Origin of the sequence: Ralstonia edaphi (assembly GCF_958350185.1) — a bacterium.
GTDB lineage: Bacteria > Pseudomonadota > Gammaproteobacteria > Burkholderiales > Burkholderiaceae > Ralstonia > Ralstonia edaphi.
Map to the genome: position 1 here is coordinate 620760 of NZ_CATWHI010000002.1, position 17723 is coordinate 638482.

Sequence of the window (17723 nt, forward strand, 5' to 3'; positions counted from 1 at the left end):
CAAATCATGACAACCACATGCCAACGCGATCCGCAGCCTGCCTTGTCAGGCAAGCGGGCGCCACGCCTTGGTTTATGGCGTGGCGCTCGCGGGGCAAGCGATTGCGTCAGTGCGCTTCTTCCCAGTTTGCGCCCACGCCAACTTCGGCCACCAGCGGCACGCGCAGCGTTGCGACGCTGCACATCAACTCGGGCAGGCCCTCGCGCACCACGGCAAGCTCGTCCTGCGGAACCTCGAGCACCAGTTCATCGTGTACCTGCATGACCAGGCGCGAGCGCATCGCTTCGGCTTCAAGCCAGCCTTGCACTGCCAGCATCGACAGTTTGATGAGGTCTGCCGCCGTGCCTTGCATCGGCGCGTTAATGGCGGCGCGTTCGGCCGCCTGGCGGCGCGGGCCGTTGCCGCCGTTGATGTCCGGCAGCCACAGGCGGCGGCCAAAAACCGTCTCCACGTAGCCGCGCTCGCGCGCGCTCTGCCGGGTTTCGTCCATGTAGCTCGCGGCGCCGGGGTAGCGGGCGAAGTAGCGGTCGATATAGAGCTTGGCCGCATCGCGCCCAATGCCCAGGTTGCTCGCCAGCCCGAACGCGCTCATCCCGTAGATCAAGCCGAAGTTGATGACCTTGGCCACACGGCGCTGGTCGGGTGAGACCTCCAGCGGCGTCACGTTGAACACTTCGGCGGCCGTGGCGCGGTGCACGTCCTGACCTTCTCGGAATGCACGCATCAGGCCTTCATCCTGCGAGAGATGCGCCATGATGCGCAGTTCAATCTGCGAATAGTCGGCCGACACGATCACGCTGCCTTCCGGCGCGATGAACGCCTCGCGGATGCGCCGCCCTTCTTCCGTGCGCACCGGAATGTTCTGCAGGTTCGGATCGGTCGACGCCAGACGCCCCGTCACCGCCGTCGCCTGACCGTAGGTGGTGTGGACGCGGCCAGTGCGCGGGTTGACCATCTTCGGCAGCTTGTCGGTGTAGGTCGACTTGAGCTTGGCCAGGCCCCGGTAATCGAGCAGCAGCTTCGGCAGCGGGTAGTCTTCGGCCAGCTTCTGCAGCACTTCTTCGTCGGTCGACGGCGCACCGCTCGCGGTCTTCTTGATGATCGGCAACTTCATCTGGTTGAAGAAGATGTCGCCGATCTGCTTGGGTGAGCCGAGATTGAACGGCTGCCCTGCAAGCTTGTGGGCCTCGGCTTCCAGATCGATCAGGCGTAGGCCCAGCTCGTTGCTCTGCTTGGCCAGGCGCTCGGCGTCGATCAGCACGCCGTTGCGTTCCATCTTCTGCAGCACGATGGACGTCGGCATTTCGATCTGCTCGTAGACGTAGCGCAGTTTGTCGTCTTCGGACACCTTGGGGAACAGCGTGCGATGCAGACGCAGCGTGATATCGGCGTCCTCCGCCGCGTATTCGGTCGCGCGATCGAGCGGCACCTCGTCAAAGCCGATTTGCGATGCACCCTTGCCGCACACCGCTTCGTAGGTGATCGTCTTCAAGTGCAGCACGCGCTCGGCCAGTGCATCCATGCCGTGATTGCGGTGGGATTCCAGCACATACGATTCGAGCATCGTGTCGTGCTCGATGCCGCGCAGCGCGATGCCGTGATTGGCAAACACATGCGCGTCGTACTTCAGATGCTGTCCGACTTTCTTGCGCGATTCGTCTTCGAGCCACAGCTTCATGCGCGCGAGCACCGTGTCGCGCGAAAGTTGCGCCGCTGCATCGAGCCCCGCCACATCGGGGCCACGATGCGCCACGGGGATGTAGCAAGCCTCGCCCGGCTTCACCGACAGCGAAATGCCCACCAATTGCGCAAGCATCGGGTCGATGGACGTCGTCTCGGTATCGATGCAGACGAGATCCACTTCGTCCAGGCGCTGCATCCACGATTCGAGCTGCGCTTCGGTCGTCACCGTCTCGTATTTGATCTCATCGGGTGGCGCCTCCACATCGAAGAGGTTGGCCTGGGCCTGCAGTTGTGCCGCCTCGCCGGCGTAATTCTTCACGGGCGTCGCGGCCTTGCGCGCGGCACCCACGCTGCGCGTGTCGGGCAGCGCTTCGCCTGAAGCCTCGCGCAGCCAGGTCTTGAAGCCGTAACGCGAGAAGAAATCGACGAGTTTGGATTTGTCTTCGCCGCCGTCGATCAGCGCGTCGAACGTCGGCACTTCCTTGCTGAGGTCGCAGTCGAGCTTCACGGTCAGCAGCTCGCGGCCCTTCGGCAGCCACTCGAGCGTGTTGCGCAGGTTGTCGCCCACCACACCCTTGATCTCGCCCGCGCGTGCCATGACGTTGTCGAGCGAGCCGAACTCCGTCAGCCATTTCACCGCGGTTTTCGGCCCCACCTTCGGCACACCGGGCACGTTGTCCACGGTGTCGCCAATCAGCGAGAGATAGTCGACGATGCGCTCCGGCGGCACACCGAATTTGGCTTGCACGCCGGCCGGGTCGAGCGTTTCGTTCGTCATGGTGTTGACCAGCGTGACGTGGTCATTCACCAGTTGGGCGAGGTCCTTATCACCCGTTGAGACGATGGTCCGAACGCCTTCGCGAGCGGCCCGCTCAGCCAGGGTGCCGATCACATCGTCGGCCTCGACGCCTTCCACCATCAGGATGGGCCAACCCAATGCCCGCACGGCTTCGTGGATCGGTTCGATCTGCGCGCGCAGGTCGTCGGGCATGGGCGCGCGATGCTCCTTGTAGGCAGGATAGAGGTCGTCGCGAAAGGTCTTGCCTTTGGCGTCGAAAATGCAAGCGCTATACTTGGCCGGATAGTCGTTGCGCAGTTTGCGCAGCATGTTCACGATGCCGTAGATGGCCCCCGTAGGAAACCCTTCTCCGTTTCGCAAGTCGGGCAGTGCGTGATAGGCACGGTACAGATAACTCGAGCCATCGACGAGCAACAGCGTTTCTTGACTTTCCGACATTCCCATGGACTCTAATGTGACTGGAACGCCAAAAGGCGTTTCCGATAATGGCGCTTCCGCAGAAGGCGGCGTGGCAAAGCAGGCTGCTGGCGCTTCCTCGGCCGAGGTGTCGGCGGCTGAACTGACCGGAGTGAGCCCCTCGCGCCAGGCCACCACGGCCGACATGGACGTCAACGTGACGGTGGGCGTCGAACACGAGCCCAAGGCTGACGTGTCGCAAGGCCGTACCGATCGCAAGATGATTCCCAGCCTGCGGGCACTCGCCGACGAAGAACGCGCCACCGCAAAGAAAGCGCGCGCCTCCTGGCAGATGTTCACGATTATGGCAGAGTTCATCGAGGCGACGGAGTACCTCTCGGAGATCCGTCCGGCCGTCTCGATCTACGGCAGCGCGCGCCTGCGCGAGGATTCGCCGTACTACGAACGCACCATCGAAATCGCCCGATTGTTCTCGGATGCAGGCTTCGCTGTCATCTCCGGCGGGGGCCCCGGCATCATGGAAGCGGCCAACAAAGGCGCGCATGCCGGCAAGTCGGCCAGCGTCGGCCTGAACATCGAACTGCCGCACGAGCAGCAAGGCAATCGGTACCAGGACATCTCGATGCGCTTCCGCCATTTCTTCACGCGCAAGGTCACCTTCGTGAAGAATTCGGATGCGTTCATCGTCATGCCTGGCGGTTTCGGCACGCTCGATGAGCTGGCTGAAGTGCTCACGCTCGTCCAGACGGGCAAATCGCGCAGTGTGCCGGTGGTCATGTTCGGCAGCCATTTCTGGAAGGGCCTGCTGGACTGGTTCCGCTTTACGCTGCTGCCGATGGGCCTGATTGCGGAGCACGACCTCGACATCATGCGCATCGTCGATGAGCCCAAGGACGCGCTCGATGCTGTCTACGAGTTCTACGAAAAGCGCGAAGGCACCTCGCCGATTCCGCCCAAGGAAGAGATGTTCTATCTGTAACCTCGGGTGTGACATTCGGCGCCACATGAACGGACGATGGCGGGAGGCCGGACTGCTAGAATGTAGGGTCCCAGATCACCCGCCGGAGTCCATGATGGATTCGCTGCTTCACCCGTCCGCCCCTGTCCACTCCGGCTTTGCCACCGCCGCGCGCCTGATGCGCCACGCTGGGTTGCTGGCAGGCGCCGTTTTCTGCCTCGCCCTGCCGGCGCACGCGGAGGTGAACTCCGATAGCGCCGGTCTGGACCTGCCCGACGTCAAGGCGATCAACAATCAGCCGATTTCCAAGCCGACCCGCGGCGCCATCCACAACGAGCGCGTCAAGCCGAGCTTCGATTACCGCGACAACGACGGTACGCAAGTCGAGGAATACCGCTTCCAGAAGGGCCAGGCACCGGACATCCATGTCAAGTCCGGCATGGGCACGTCCTACAACCTCAGCAAGCCCGAAGACAGCTCGCCGCGCATTCGCGAGCGCGGCGATATCGACCGCGTGCCCTCGGTCAACGTCCTGAAGTTCTAAGCCCGTGCCGCAAGCGCGGCGCCTGCAAGCAGGCTCCACGGTGGGCCGGCTGCATTTCCCTCCACCCGTTTCCCGTTCCTGAAGCATGGCTGTTTTCACCCCGGTCTCCGACGCCGAGATCGCTCTCTGGCTGGATCAATACGATGTGGGCGCCGTGCGCGCATTTCGCGGCATCCCCTCCGGGATCGAAAACTCCAATTTCTTCCTGACCACGGAAAAGGATGGGCAGACGCACGAATACGTCGTCACCCTGTTTGAGCGGCTGACGCTCGAGCAACTGCCGTTCTACCTCTATCTGATGCAGCATCTGGCGCAGCACGACATCAGCGTGCCGGCGCCGATTCCCGGCCGCGACGGCGAGATCCTGCGCACGCTCAACGGCAAGCCCGCGACCATCGTGACGCGTCTGGCGGGCCGGTCGAACCTGGCGCCGACGGTGTCGGAATGCGCCATCGTCGGCGACATGCTCGCGCGCATGCATCTGGCCGGACGCGACTATCCGCGCCATCAGCCCAATCTGCGCAGCCTGCCGTGGTGGAACGAAGTCGTGCCTGATGTCGTGCCGTTCGTGCACGGCGACACGCGCGTGCTGCTCGAAAGCGAACTCGCGCACCAGCAACGCTTCTTCGCCAGCGCCGACTACGCTGCGCTGCCCGAAGGCCCCTGCCACTGCGACCTCTTCCGCGACAACGTGCTGTTCGAGCCGGCCGCGGACGGCCAGCCGGAACGCCTCGGCGGCTTCTTCGACTTTTACTTTGCCGGTGTCGACAAGTGGCTCTTCGACGTGGCCGTCACCGTCAATGACTGGTGCATCGACCTGGCCACCGGCGTGTTGGACGCCGAGCGGGCACGTGCGATGCTGGGCGCGTATCACGCTGTGCGCCCGTTTACCGACACGGAAGCGCGGCACTGGCAAGACATGCTGCGTGCCGCGGCATACCGCTTCTGGGTCTCGCGCCTGTGGGATTTCTATCTCCCGCGCGATGCCGAACTGCTCAAGCCGCATGACCCCACCCACTTCGAGCGCGTGCTGCGCGAACGGGTGGGCGCCGGCGGCCTGACTCTGGATCTTCCCCAACCATGCAACTGATTGAAGTACCGGCCAAGCAAGGCTACGTCTGGCTGCGCCAGGGTGCGTGGCTGTTTCGCAAGAACCCGATCGGGTTCTTGCTGCTGCTGTTCATCTACCTGTTTGCGGTCAACCTGCTGATGCTGCTGGTGCCGCCGATTGGTGTGTTTGCCATCCTGCTGGTGAATCCAGCCATCTTCGTGGGCTTCATGTCAGCCTGCCGCGATACGGTCGCAGGCAAGCGCGTCGGGCCTGCGTCGCTCATCGCCGGCTTTCGTGCGTACGGCAAGGATGCGATGCGCAGCCTGCTCAAGCTCGGCGGCATCTATGGCGTGCTGGTGCTGGTGGTCAGCGGCGTGCTGATGACGATGGTGGACGTCGACACGCTCATGACCGTCGTCAGCGACAAACCGCTCACCGCTGACGCCATCCGCGAGTTCTATCTCGCCATGGTGATGGGCTCGGTGCTGTACATCCCGGTGGCGGTGCTGTTCTGGTTTGCGCCGTTGCTGGTAGCGTGGCACGGCATTCCCGTGGGCAAGGCGCTGTTCTTCAGCTGGATGGCCGTATGGCGCAACCGCGCCGCGTTCATCGCGTACGGCGTCTTGGTGGCAATCCTGCTGATCGCGGTGCCGCTGTTCATCGATGCGTTGTTCGCGTCGAGCGGTGCCAACAATATCGCTCCCATCATCGCCACGCCGTACCGGATTCTGGTGATGGCGGTGCTGTACTGCTCGTTCTACGCCACCTACCGCGGCTGCTTCAACGTGACGCAAGCGGCCGGCCAAACGACTGACACGACGGCCTGATCGGGCCCAACGACGCGATCAGCGCTCAGTTGATCGGGTCGAGCTTGGCGATGCCCAGCGCCAGCGTCTTCACCCCGTGGCGGTTGAATTTGATCTGGGCGCGCGCCTCGGCGCCCTCGCCTTCCAACGTCGTGATGACGCCTTCCCCGAACTTGTTGTGAAACACCGATTGGCCGACGCGGAAGCCTGTGGCCTCCGCGCGCTTGGCGTCGGCGTAGTTCTTGCCGGTGTCCATGCCGCCGGTCGGGCGGCCGGTGTAGGCGTCGTCATCGCCGCGCTCGGGGCGCTTGAACCAATCCTTGCCCCACGCGGAATCGCCTTGCACTCGCCGCGTGGCCTGATAGCCAGAATGCTGCGGCGTCAGCCACTTCAACGTGTCTTCGGGCAGTTCGTCGAAGAAGCGTGAGCGGATGTGGTAGCGGATCTGGCCGTGCAGCACACGGCTTTGCGCGAACGACAGGTACAGCCGCTCGCGGGCCCGGGTAATCGCCACGTACATCAGGCGGCGCTCTTCCTCCAGGCCGTCCTTTTCCATCTGGCTGTTTTCGTGCGGGAACAGACCCTCTTCCAGCCCGGTGATGAAAACGACATGGAATTCCAGCCCCTTCGCCGCATGCACGGTCATCATCTGCACGGCATCCTGGCCTGCCTGGGCCTGGTTGTCGCCAGCTTCCAGAGAGGCATGCGTGAGAAACGCAACGAGCGGCGTCATTTCTGCAGGCGTTTCGTCGGCGACGAGTTCAGAAGCGGTATCGATCTCGCCGCCTTCGATGCGCAGCATGGCGTCGTGGCGCACGGGCAGCGCGGTCGCAATCGCATCCACGCCGTAGCCTTCTTCAGCGACGAAGGCTTGGGCGGCGGTCACCAGTTCCTGCAAGTTCTCGATGCGGTCCTGGCCTTCCTTCTCGCCCTGGTAATACGTGATCAAACCGCTGGCGTGAATGACGTGCTGGACGATTTCGGGCAGCGTCATCTGGCGCGTGTCGGCACGCATCTGCTCGATCAGACGCACAAACGCCGACAGCTTGGTGCCCGCGGCCCCCGTCAGATACGGCACCGCCGCCGCGAGCGAAATGCCATAGAGCCGCGCCGCATCCTGCAACTGCTCCAGCGAGCGCGCCCCGACGCCGCGCGCAGGGAAATTCACCACACGACCAAACGCCGCGTCGTTATCGGGATTCTCCAGAAGCTGAAGATACGCAAGCGCGTGCTTGATTTCCGCACGCTCGAAGAAGCGCAGGCCGCCGTACACCTTGTACGGGATGCCGGCCGAGAACAGGGCATGCTCGATCACCCGCGACTGCGCGTTGCTGCGATACAGGATGGCGATTTCCGAGCGCGACATGCCGGTGGCAATCCGGTCGCGGATCTCATCGACAATCCAGCCGGCTTCCTGCCCATCCGTCGCGGCCTGGTAGACGCGCACCGGCTCGCCATGGCCGGCGTCGGTGCGCAGGTTCTTGCCCAGCCGACGCGTGTTGTGCGAGATCAGGTGGTTGGCGGTATCCAGGATGTGGCCGTGCGAGCGGTAGTTCTGCTCCAGCTTGATGCGGTGCTCCACGCGGAATTCGCGCTCAAAGTCGACCATGTTGCCCACGTTGGCGCCACGAAACGCGTAGATGCTCTGATCATCGTCGCCCACGGCAAAGATGGCGTTGGGCGTGACACCAGGCTCGCCCAGCCCGGCCAGGATCTTCAGCCAGGCGTATTGCAGCTTGTTCGTATCCTGGAATTCGTCGACCAGGATGTGCTTGAAACGCCGTTGATAGTGCGCGCGGATGGCATCGTTGTAGCGCAGCAGTTCGTAGCAGCGCAGCAGCAGCTCGGCAAAATCGACCACGCCTTCGCGCTGGCATTGCGCGTCGTAGGCAGCGTAGAGATCGGCCATGCGGCGGTCGTACTCGTTGGCGATTTCCAGATCGCCCGCGCGCAGGCCCTGCTCCTTGGCCCCGTTGATGAAGTACTGGACGTTCTTGGGCGGGAATTTCTCGTCGTCGATATTGAGCGACTTCAGCAGGCGCTTGACGGCGGACAGCTGGTCTTGCGTATCGAGGATCTGGAACGTCTGGGGCAGACCGGCATCGCGGAAATGCGCGCGCAGCAGCCGGTTGCACAGACCGTGGAACGTGCCGATCCACATGGCGCGCGTGTTGATCGGCAGCATGGCCTGGAGGCGCGCCGTCATTTCCTTGGCCGCCTTGTTCGTAAACGTGACGGCCAGCACACCTGAGGGCGACACCCGCGCACTCTGGATCAGCCAGGCGATGCGGGTGGTCAACACGCGCGTCTTGCCGCTGCCCGCCCCCGCCAGGATCAGCGCCGATTCATCGGGAAGCGTGATGGCAGCGCGTTGTTCGGGGTTCAGATTGGCGAGCAGGTCGGACATGCGGGAGGAGCCTCGGCAGAATCCTGAAATTATACCGGCCGCAATAGCCGCTTCGCCCGTGCCGGACATCGACACGCCGTATAATTCCAAGCTTTCGCCCGCCATTTTCCTGGGCCAAACGTCTTTTTGCGCCCATTGCGCCCTGTCAGCATGACCGATCAAAACCAGTCCCTCGCCAAGAGCTTCGAACCCGCCACCATCGAGCAGAAGTGGAGCGCGGCGTGGGAAGCGATGGGCGTCTCCCGCGCGACGCTCGAAGCCGGCAAACCCGACTTCTGTATCCAGCTTCCGCCGCCGAACGTGACAGGCACGCTGCACATGGGCCACGCGTTCAACCAGACCATCATGGACGGCCTGACGCGCCACGCGCGCATGTCGGGCGCCAACACGCTGTGGGTACCGGGCACCGACCACGCGGGCATCGCCACGCAGATCGTCGTCGAACGCCAGCTGGATGCCCAGGGCATATCGCGCCACGACATGGGCCGCGAGAAGTTCGTCGAAAAGGTGTGGGAATGGAAGGAGCAATCGGGCTCGACCATCACCCGCCAGGTGCGCCGCATGGGCGCCTCGATCGACTGGGAGCGCGAATACTTCACGATGGACCCGAAGATGTCGCGCGCCGTCAGCGACGTCTTCGTGCGCCTGTATGAGCAAGGCCTGATCTACCGCGGCAAGCGCCTCGTCAACTGGGATCCGGTGCTCGGCACTGCCGTGTCCGACCTGGAAGTGGTGAGCGAAGAAGAAGAGGGCTCGCTGTGGCACATCCGCTATCCGCTGGCCGAGCCGGATGCCTTGCATGGCCTCACGCACCTGACGGTCGCCACCACCCGTCCGGAAACGATGCTCGGCGACACGGCCGTGATGGTGCACCCTGAGGACGAACGCTACGCCCACCTCATCGGCAAGTTCGTCCACCTGCCGCTGACTGATCGCAAGATTCCGGTGATTGCCGACGAGTACGTCGACCGCGAATTCGGCACCGGCGTGGTCAAGGTGACGCCGGGCCACGACTTCAACGACTACGCGGTCGGCCAGCGCCACAAGCTGCCGCAGTTGTCGATCCTGACGCTCGACGCGAAGATCGTTGCCGATGCCCCGGCCGCCTACGCAGGCCTGGATCGCTTCGACGCGCGCAAGAAGATCGTCGAGGACCTGGAAGCGCAAGGCCTGCTGGCCGAGGTGAAGAAGCACACGCTGATGGTGCCGCGCGGCGACCGCACCGGCGTGGTCATCGAGCCGATGCTGACCGACCAGTGGTTCGTCGCCATGAGCAAGCCGGCGCCGGAAGGCACGCGCTTCCCGGGCCGCTCCATCGCTGAAGTCGCGCTGGACGCGGTGCAGAGCGGCAAGATCAAGCTGGTGCCGGAGCAGTGGGTCAACACGTACAACCAGTGGCTGAACAACATCCAGGACTGGTGTATTTCGCGCCAACTGTGGTGGGGCCACCAGATTCCGGCGTGGTACGACGACGCGGGCAATGTATACGTCGGCCGCACGGAAGAAGAAGCCAAAGCACAAGCAGCCGCCAGGGGCTACACCGGCGCGCTCACGCGTGACGACGACGTGCTGGATACGTGGTTCTCGTCGGCGCTGGTGCCGTTCTCGTCGCTGGGCTGGCCGGCCGATACGCCGGAACTGAAGCATTTCCTGCCCTCGACCGTGCTGGTCACGGGCTACGACATCATCTTCTTCTGGGTGGCGCGCATGGTCATGATGACCCTGCACTTCACCGGTGAGGTGCCCTTCCACACCGTCTACGTGCACGGCCTGGTGCGCGATTCGGAAGGCAAGAAGATGAGCAAGTCCGAAGGCAACACGCTGGACCCGGTCGACCTGATCGACGGTATTGCGCTGGAGCCGCTGCTGGCCAAGCGCACGACCGGCCTGCGTCGCCCGAAGGACGCGCCCAAGGTCGAGAAGCGCACGCGCAAGGAATTCCCCGAAGGCATTCCCGCATTTGGCGCCGACGCGCTGCGCTTCACGTTCGCATCGCTCGCCACACTGGGCCGCAGCATCAACTTTGACCCCAGCCGCTGCGAGGGCTATCGCAACTTCTGCAACAAGCTCTGGAACGCCACGCGCTTCGTGCTGATGAACACCGAAGGCCAGGACTGCGGCATGCAGGAATGCGTCGGTGATTGCGGCCCCGAAGGCCATCTGGACTTCTCCCAGGCCGACCGCTGGATCGTCTCGCTGCTGCAGCGCGTGGAAACCGAAGTGGAAAAAGGCTTTGCCGACTACCGCTTCGACAACATCGCCAACGCCATCTACAAGTTCGTCTGGGACGAATACTGCGACTGGTACCTGGAACTGGCCAAGGTGCAGATCCAGACCGGCACGCCGGCGCAGCAGCGCGCCACGCGTCGCACGCTGTTGCGCGTGCTCGAAACGGTGCTGCGCCTGGCGCATCCCATCATTCCGTTCATTACCGAAGAACTCTGGCAGAAGGTTGCGCCGATGGCCGGCCGCGCCAAGGGCGACGGCACCGAAAGCCTCGCGCTGCAGGAATATCCGCGCGCGGTGCTCACCAAGATCGACGAACAGGCCGAGCAGTGGGTCCAGCAGTTGAAGGCGCTGGTCGACGCCTGTCGCAACCTGCGCGGCGAGATGAACATCTCCCCCGCGCAACGCGTGCCGCTGTACGTCAACGGCGACGCCGAATTCCTGCAGGTGGCTGCGCCGTACGTGCAAGCGCTGGGCAAGCTGTCTGAGGTGAAGGTCTACACGGACGCGGCCGCCATGGAACAGGACGGCGCCGGCGCACCGGTCGCGATCGTCGGCGAGAACAAGCTGCTGCTGAAGATCGAAATCGACGTGGCCGCCGAGCATGCGCGCCTGTCGAAGGAAATCGACCGCCTGCGCGGTGAGATCACCAAGTGCGAAGCCAAGCTCGGCAACGAATCGTTCGTCGCCCGCGCACCGGCCGCCGTGGTCGAACAGGAACAAAAGCGCGTGACCGACTTCAAAGCCACGCTGGCCAAGCTGGAAGCCCAGATTGCACGGCTGCCGGTGCAGGCTGCCTGAGCGCCCCGAACAATCGATAATCGATACCAAGGAAACCACGATGCAACGCGTCACCAAAGCCGTTTTCCCCGTCGCGGGGCTCGGAACCCGCTTTCTGCCGGCCACAAAGGCCAGCCCGAAGGAAATGCTGCCGGTCGTGGACAAACCGCTGATCCAGTACGCCGTAGAAGAAGCCATGGCTGCCGGCATCACCGAGATGATCTTCGTGACCGGCCGCAGCAAGCGCGCCATTGAAGACCACTTCGACAAGGCCTACGAACTCGAAGCCGAACTCGAAGCGAAGCAGAAGACCGCGCTGCTCGAAGTTGTACGCTCGATCAAGCCGTCGCATGTGGATTGCTTTTACGTGCGCCAGCCTGAAGCGCTTGGCCTGGGCCACGCGGTGCAATGCGCTGAAAAGCTCGTCGGCGATGCGCCGTTTGCCGTCATCCTGGCCGACGACCTGCTGGACGGCGAGCCGCCCGTCATGAAGCAGATGGTCGACCTGTACGACCACTACAACTGCTCGGTGATCGGGGTGGAAGAGATCGACCCGGAGCAGAGCCGCTCGTATGGCGTGGTCGATGGCCGCCCGTGGGAAGAAGACGGCAGCGTGATCAAGATGTCGGGCATCATCGAGAAGCCGGCGCCCGAAAATGCGCCGTCCAACCTCGGCGTGGTCGGCCGCTACATCCTCACGCCGCGCATCTTCGATCACATCCGCAACCTCAAGCCGGGCGCGGGCGGTGAGCTGCAGCTGACGGATGCCATCCAGTCGCTGCTGTCGGCCGAGCAGGTGCTAGCGTACCGCTACAAAGGCGTGCGCTACGACTGCGGCAGCAAGCTGGGCTACTTGAAGGCCACGGTGGAATTGGCGCTCAAGCACAAGGAAGTCGCTGACGAATTCCGCGCCTATCTGGCGGCACGCGGCTGAGCTGGACGCGCTCGTCGCCATAGAAAAAAACCCGCGCAGCGTGAGCTGACGCGGGTTTTTTGTTGCCGGATCGTGTCCCGTCCGTCCGGCGCGGAGTCCCACCCTTTTGCGAGGAGAGGCTGCAGCCTCTTCTTATTGCGGTGCCGTCAGCGGTTTGATGGTGTTGTTCAGCAGGCTCCAGTACGAACTGGTGCTGTACGGCAGCATCTGCTCAACGTAGTTCCACCAGAAGTAGCCGCCGATGAAGCGCGGATCTGCTGCCATCGTGGTGGTACCCATCGGGTAGTACGACTTGATCAGATTCTGCTGCACGGACAGCGGCGCCGACGTACTGGACGTACCGATCTCACCAAAGCCCACCTTCGCGATCGGGAAGATGCTCTCAAGCAACTTGAAATCGTTTGCCCACGTCGGATTCAGACCCGGGCAGTCCTGGTACGGGTAGTAGCTGAACAGCGCATAGTCCGCACCCTGGCGCACACGGGAGGGCAGGAAGTTCGTTGCCCAGGTACGCCACGAGTCCATCGGCAGCTCGTAGCAGTTCGTGCCCTTGCCGTCGTCGTTGTAGTACATCGTCACCGACACCAGGCCACCCGCGCCCTTCACGATGTCGTAGGCATTGCCGACCATCTGACCGATCTGCTGTTCCTGCGACGTTGCCGTCGCGGTCGGACCGCTCGGGTTGGCACGCAACCATTCGCCGTTGATCTCATTGGCGATTTCCCATACGTCCACGACATTCTTCAGCGTGCTCACCAACTCGTTGGTGCGCGCACTGTAGGTCGTCGGGTCGACCGGGAAATAGTACGAATCCATCACTTCGCCCATCACGTAGGCGACTTGATGAAGCTTGACCAGCGGTGCGTAGTAGTCGGCTGCCGATGTACCCGGGTCAAAGACCACGCGCACGGTGGGCTTGTACGGCAGGTGCGTGAGCGACGCCACGATCGCGTTGATACTGCTGACGTCATCAAGCGTGACGCCGTAGATAGGTGCCTTCGGACGCGTGGCCTGCGCCGAGGCGGTTTGTGTTCCCAGGCCTGTCAGCGTTGCCGCCGCCGTCAGACCCACCAAAGCGCGCAGGCTCATGCGCGCCGCCCTCTGTGCTGCTTTTTTGGTTTCCAACATTGTGGTTTTCTATTCCCTCGGACGCAAAACGTTACGCCCAGTACTTCGATGGACAAGCGCCGTCCTACCTGTGCGGTATCCCGATGTGGTGTGACTCCTGTGACACACTGAACACCGAACGGGTGCGAGCGTCAGATGACGCCCCGGTCGGCGAATGGACGCGCGATTGGAGGTCCTGCTGAGTCGATGGATCGATCAGCGGCCGTGCGCTTATTGATGGACTGGTACAGCTGGCGCGGTCATACCCGGAGGCTGCTCGCGGCTTGAAAATATGACAAGCCCTGCACTTCAGTTGGCTGCCAACTGCGTTCCCCCCGTCGACAGCCAAGCGGGATGATACCGGATGTTACCGGGAGATCAACGAAATTTAACGCTGCTTACGCAACAATAATAAAAAAACCGCGGGTCTGCAGGACACGCGGTTTCTTTGAAACGCCCGCTGGACGGACGTCTTGGCGGCACAGCCGTTTTTACTTGTGCCGGTAGTTGATGCGACCCTTGGTGAGGTCGTACGGCGACATTTCCAGCTTCACGCGGTCGCCCGCGAGAATGCGGATGCGGTGCTTCTGCATCTTGCCGGATGCGTAAGCCCAGATTTCCACGCCGTTTTCCAACTGCACGCGAAAACGATTGTCGGGCAGTGCTTCAGACACCACCCCTTCAAATTCAATCAGTTCTTCCTTGGCCAAACTCGTTCCTTTGTATGCAGCACGCGGCTGCGCCGATGGTTGCAATGATGTGATGACCCACCCGAACCACGCCACACGCCTGGAACGGCATGCAGCGGTACGCCGCGATCATCTGCCCGGACTGCGGGCTTGGGGGGTACCGAGTTGTACGAAACACAAATCGCGCCCGCCGATGGCGTGCGCCGCTTCGTACAAGCGAGAGCGAGGATGGGTGGCGGTCGCAGATGCGCGCCGCCCGACTCGGCGCGGGGTATTCCCCGGTGCTGGACTCAGCTGCCACCGGCCCTGACAGGCCCGGCGGCGAGCCGGATTCGCCCGCTATTCTACCACGGGCGTTTTCCGCGGTTTCAGGCGCCGTCGGCAGGAAGCGACAGTTCAGGCACGTCGCCATCGATGATGCTCTCAGCGAAGCGCAGTGCTGCAATGCGCGCAGCCCCTACATTGCTGAATTGCCGGTCCCCCGAGAGGCGGAAGACCTGGGTCTGTCCGGGTTCGGGCGACTCCCCCGCCCGGCAGATCATCACGGCCGCGTTGTAGCTGCGGTCTTCCCTGGCCTCGGGCCAGCGTGCCGTGCGTTCATGTTGGAAAGCCAACGGATAAATGTCGAAGCCTTTGTATTGGCCCGCCGGCGAAGTGTCCATCTGAAATGCCCCCTTCTTGAACGTCGAGTGCTGTCTGACTATACACCCGTGCGTTTTGCGTGGCGATGAAAGCGACGGCAACGTTTGACTGCGGGCACGGCACAGCATGCGCACGCTGATGAGCCACAGCAAAGGCTTCGGTGCAAACACCAACGCTGGTCTAAATACGTTTCGGCACGTCACCCGTCCACAGCAGGGTGCGGCGCGATCCGATTGTGCTAGCTTGGATTGGTGCTTGCCGTGGCATCCAAACGGATGTGCAGGTTTGCGTGAGGCCCCCCGAACTTTTCGAGAAACCACAATGCGCCTGATTTCTCCGGTTGCCCTGGCGTGTGCCGGGCTGATGCTGTCTGCCTGCGGTGGTGGCGACGGCGGTTCATCGTCGAGCCCGCAAGCCGCCGACACTTCCAATGCCGCGATTGGCGGGTCAAAAACCGCGACCGCAACGGCCACAACCACCAGGCCTGTTTGCGGCATCAACGGCATCTCGCCGCTGGCCGGCGTGCAGACTTGGATGTATCAGTTGCAGGGCATGACAACGAGCGCGCAAATCGACGTGCTGGACGCGCAGCCGTACGACATGCTGGTGATCGAGGCCAACAACACCGTCAAGGGACTCGAGAACTTCAACACGGTCGACATGGTGGCGCGCCTGCGCACCAAGCCCGACGGCTCCGCCCGCAAGGTGCTCGCCTACATCGACATTGGCGAGGCCGAAGACTTCCGCACCTATTGGACGTCGAGCTGGAAGGCGCCCACAGCCGACGGCGCCGGCACGCCCGACTTCATTATCAAAGCCGACCCCGATGGCTGGGCCGGCGACTACCCCGTGGCGTTCTGGGACCCGCGCTGGCAAGCGCTTTGGCTCGGGCCGAACGGTGCCGTTGCGCAACTGGCGCGCGAAGGGTTCGATGGCGTCTATCTGGATTGGGTCGAGGCGTATGCCGAGCCTTCTGTGGCAGACGCCGCCCAGGCGGCAGGCATCGACCCCGCGCGGGCCATGGTCGATTTCATCGCCAAGATTCGTGCTGCCGGCCGCGCCATCAATCCGCAATTCGCAGTGATCCAGCAGAACGCACCCTCGTTGATTGACGACGGCGGTGCATCAACGCTGCTGGCAACGATCGATGGCATCTCGCAGGAAGACACGTGGTTCGGCGGCAGCGCCGGCGCCGCATGGAGCAGCGCCTCCGGTGGCGACAAGGCTGCAAGCGCCGTCGACACGCAATGGACGATCGAGCAGTTGCAGAAATACTGCGCCGGCAACGTGCCCGTCTTCACGATCGACTACGCGCTGAAGACCGCCAACGCGCAGAAGGTCTACACGGCTTCGCGCGCGCAAGGCTTCCGCCCGCTCGTGTCCCGCATTGCGCTGTCCAAGCCGACGACTACGCCGCCCTGGAACTACTGACCACGCTCAACGACGCCCCGGCGGGCGCATCGGCAAACGGCAGGCCGACGTAGTTTTCGGCCAGCACGCGCGCGCCGGCAGCCGAGCTGGTCACGTAGTCCAGCTCGGCGCGCTGCAGCTTCTGCATGAACGGTGTGTGGTCGTCAAAGCGATGCAGCATCGACGTCATCCACCACGAGAAATGTTCGGCACGCCAGACGCGTTGCAGGCAGCGTTCGGCGTAGCTTGCAAGCTGGGCGGTGTCGCCTTGCTTGTAGCGTGCCGTAAGCCCCTGAGCCAGGACGCGCACGTCCGCGACGGCTAGGTTCATGCCCTTCGCGCCGGTCGGCGGCACGATGTGCGCGGCATCGCCCGCAAGGAAGAGGCGCCCATACTGCATCGTCTCGCAGACAAAGCTGCGCATCGGCGTGACGCTCTTCTGCAGGATCGGACCTTCCTTCAGCCGCCAGCCGTCGTTGTTTTCCAGCCGCGTGTGCAGCTCATCCCAGATGCGCGCATCGGACCATTCGGCCAAGTCTTCATCCGGCTTGCACTGCAGGTAAAGCCGCGTGATCTTGGGTGAGCGCATGCTGAACAGCGCAAACCCCCGATCGTGGTTCGCGTAGATCAGCTCTTCCGCCGCAGGCTCCGCTTCCGCCAGGATGCCGAGCCATGCAAACGGATACACGCGCTCGAACACCGATTGCCGCTGTGCCGGAATCGCCTGCCGGCAGATGCCGTGGAAGCCATCGCATCCGGCGATGTAGTCGCAATGCAATGTCTGCGGCACGCCGTCGTGAACGAACTGCACCGAAGGCGTGGCCGACTCGATATCGTGCACCGACACATCGCTCACATCGAACAATAGCGGCGCGCCCTGCTCCACGCGTGCGGCAATCAGATCTTTCACCACCTCGTGCTGCCCATACACGGTGATCGAGCGGCCGCCAGACATCGCCGTCAGGTCGATGCGATGACGCTTGCCGCCGAACAGCAAGTCGATACCGTGGTGCACGAGCCCCTCGCGCCGCATGCGCTCGCCCACGCCCGCTTCGTTGAGCACGTCGACCGTGCCTTGCTCCAGCACGCCGGCGCGGATGCGTTCTTCAACGTACGTGCGGCTCTTGGTTTCGAGGATGACGGCGTCGATGCCGTTGCGGTGCAGAAGCTGCCCGAGCAGAAGGCCTGCCGGGCCCGCGCCGATGATGGCGACCTGGGTGCGCATGGTGTTGTCTCCGGATGGATTGGAATCGTTCTGGCAACCATTGTT

At 63.2% G+C, this 17723-nt stretch carries 13 protein-coding genes; 7 read left to right on the forward strand and 6 right to left on the reverse strand.

Translation table 11 applies throughout. The features are described from left to right. Positions 1–106 precede the first annotated feature (106 nt). Positions 107–2920 carry a DNA polymerase I gene (gene polA / locus R2669_RS08080; RefSeq protein WP_316899550.1) on the reverse strand — a complete coding sequence of 938 codons (2814 nt, stop codon included), beginning with the start codon at positions 2918–2920 and terminating at the stop codon, positions 107–109. Positions 2921–2924: 4 nt separating this feature from the next. Between polA and R2669_RS08085 the strand changes: the two genes are divergently transcribed. From R2669_RS08085 to R2669_RS08100, 4 genes are all read left to right on the forward strand, one after another. Further along, positions 2925–3878, forward strand: coding sequence for an LOG family protein (locus R2669_RS08085; protein WP_147218014.1), 954 nt, complete (start codon positions 2925–2927; stop codon positions 3876–3878). Between the two features lie 94 nt (positions 3879–3972). After that, positions 3973–4401, forward strand: coding sequence for a hypothetical protein (locus R2669_RS08090; RefSeq protein WP_147218012.1), 429 nt, complete (start codon positions 3973–3975; stop codon positions 4399–4401). An 85-nt stretch (positions 4402–4486) separates the two neighbouring features. Continuing rightward, on the forward strand, positions 4487–5491 hold the full coding sequence (locus R2669_RS08095; RefSeq protein WP_147218010.1) for a homoserine kinase: 1005 nt from the start codon (positions 4487–4489) through the stop codon (positions 5489–5491). Beyond that, on the forward strand, positions 5482–6279 hold the full coding sequence (locus R2669_RS08100; protein WP_147218008.1) for a BPSS1780 family membrane protein: 798 nt from the start codon (positions 5482–5484) through the stop codon (positions 6277–6279). The genes R2669_RS08095 and R2669_RS08100 overlap by 10 nt, the downstream gene beginning before the upstream one ends. A 25-nt stretch (positions 6280–6304) precedes the next feature. Here the strand turns inward: R2669_RS08100 and R2669_RS08105 are convergent, their stop codons facing one another. Continuing rightward, on the reverse strand, positions 6305–8665 hold the full coding sequence (locus R2669_RS08105) for a UvrD-helicase domain-containing protein (protein WP_316899552.1): 2361 nt from the start codon (positions 8663–8665) through the stop codon (positions 6305–6307). 150 nt (positions 8666–8815) lie between these two features. Between R2669_RS08105 and R2669_RS08110 the strand changes: the two genes are divergently transcribed. Together R2669_RS08110 and galU are read left to right on the forward strand one after the other, a co-directional pair. Further along, a complete protein-coding gene (locus R2669_RS08110) occupies positions 8816–11692 on the forward strand; it encodes a valine--tRNA ligase (RefSeq protein WP_316899554.1) in 2877 nt (958 codons plus the stop codon). 40 nt (positions 11693–11732) lie between these two features. Beyond that, complete coding sequence (gene galU, locus R2669_RS08115; protein ID WP_027680889.1) at positions 11733–12605, forward strand: UTP--glucose-1-phosphate uridylyltransferase GalU; 873 nt, start codon at positions 11733–11735, stop codon at positions 12603–12605. A 132-nt stretch (positions 12606–12737) separates the two neighbouring features. On the opposite strand, the gene R2669_RS08120 is transcribed toward galU, so the two are convergent. From R2669_RS08120 to R2669_RS08130, 3 genes are all read right to left on the reverse strand, one after another. After that, entirely contained in the window at positions 12738–13733 is a 996-nt protein-coding gene (locus tag R2669_RS08120; protein WP_316899556.1) for a hypothetical protein, read from the reverse strand. A 470-nt stretch (positions 13734–14203) separates the two neighbouring features. Continuing rightward, positions 14204–14422 (reverse strand): translation initiation factor IF-1, encoded by a 219-nt coding sequence (gene infA / locus R2669_RS08125; RefSeq protein WP_004631109.1) that lies wholly within the window; start codon positions 14420–14422, stop codon positions 14204–14206. Positions 14423–14769: 347 nt separating this feature from the next. Beyond that, complete coding sequence (locus tag R2669_RS08130; RefSeq protein ID WP_004631110.1) at positions 14770–15063, reverse strand: hypothetical protein; 294 nt, start codon at positions 15061–15063, stop codon at positions 14770–14772. A gap of 301 nt (positions 15064–15364) precedes the next feature. Here R2669_RS08130 and R2669_RS08135 point away from each other — a divergent pair, with 301 nt between their 5' ends. Beyond that, positions 15365–16474, forward strand: a complete 1110-nt coding sequence (locus R2669_RS08135; protein WP_316899558.1) for a glycoside hydrolase family 191 protein — start codon at positions 15365–15367, stop codon at positions 16472–16474. On the opposite strand, the gene pobA is transcribed toward R2669_RS08135, so the two are convergent. Continuing rightward, a complete protein-coding gene (gene pobA / locus R2669_RS08140) occupies positions 16452–17678 on the reverse strand; it encodes a 4-hydroxybenzoate 3-monooxygenase (RefSeq protein WP_316899560.1) in 1227 nt (408 codons plus the stop codon). The genes R2669_RS08135 and pobA overlap by 23 nt on opposite strands. Between the last annotated feature and the right edge of the window lie 45 nt (positions 17679–17723).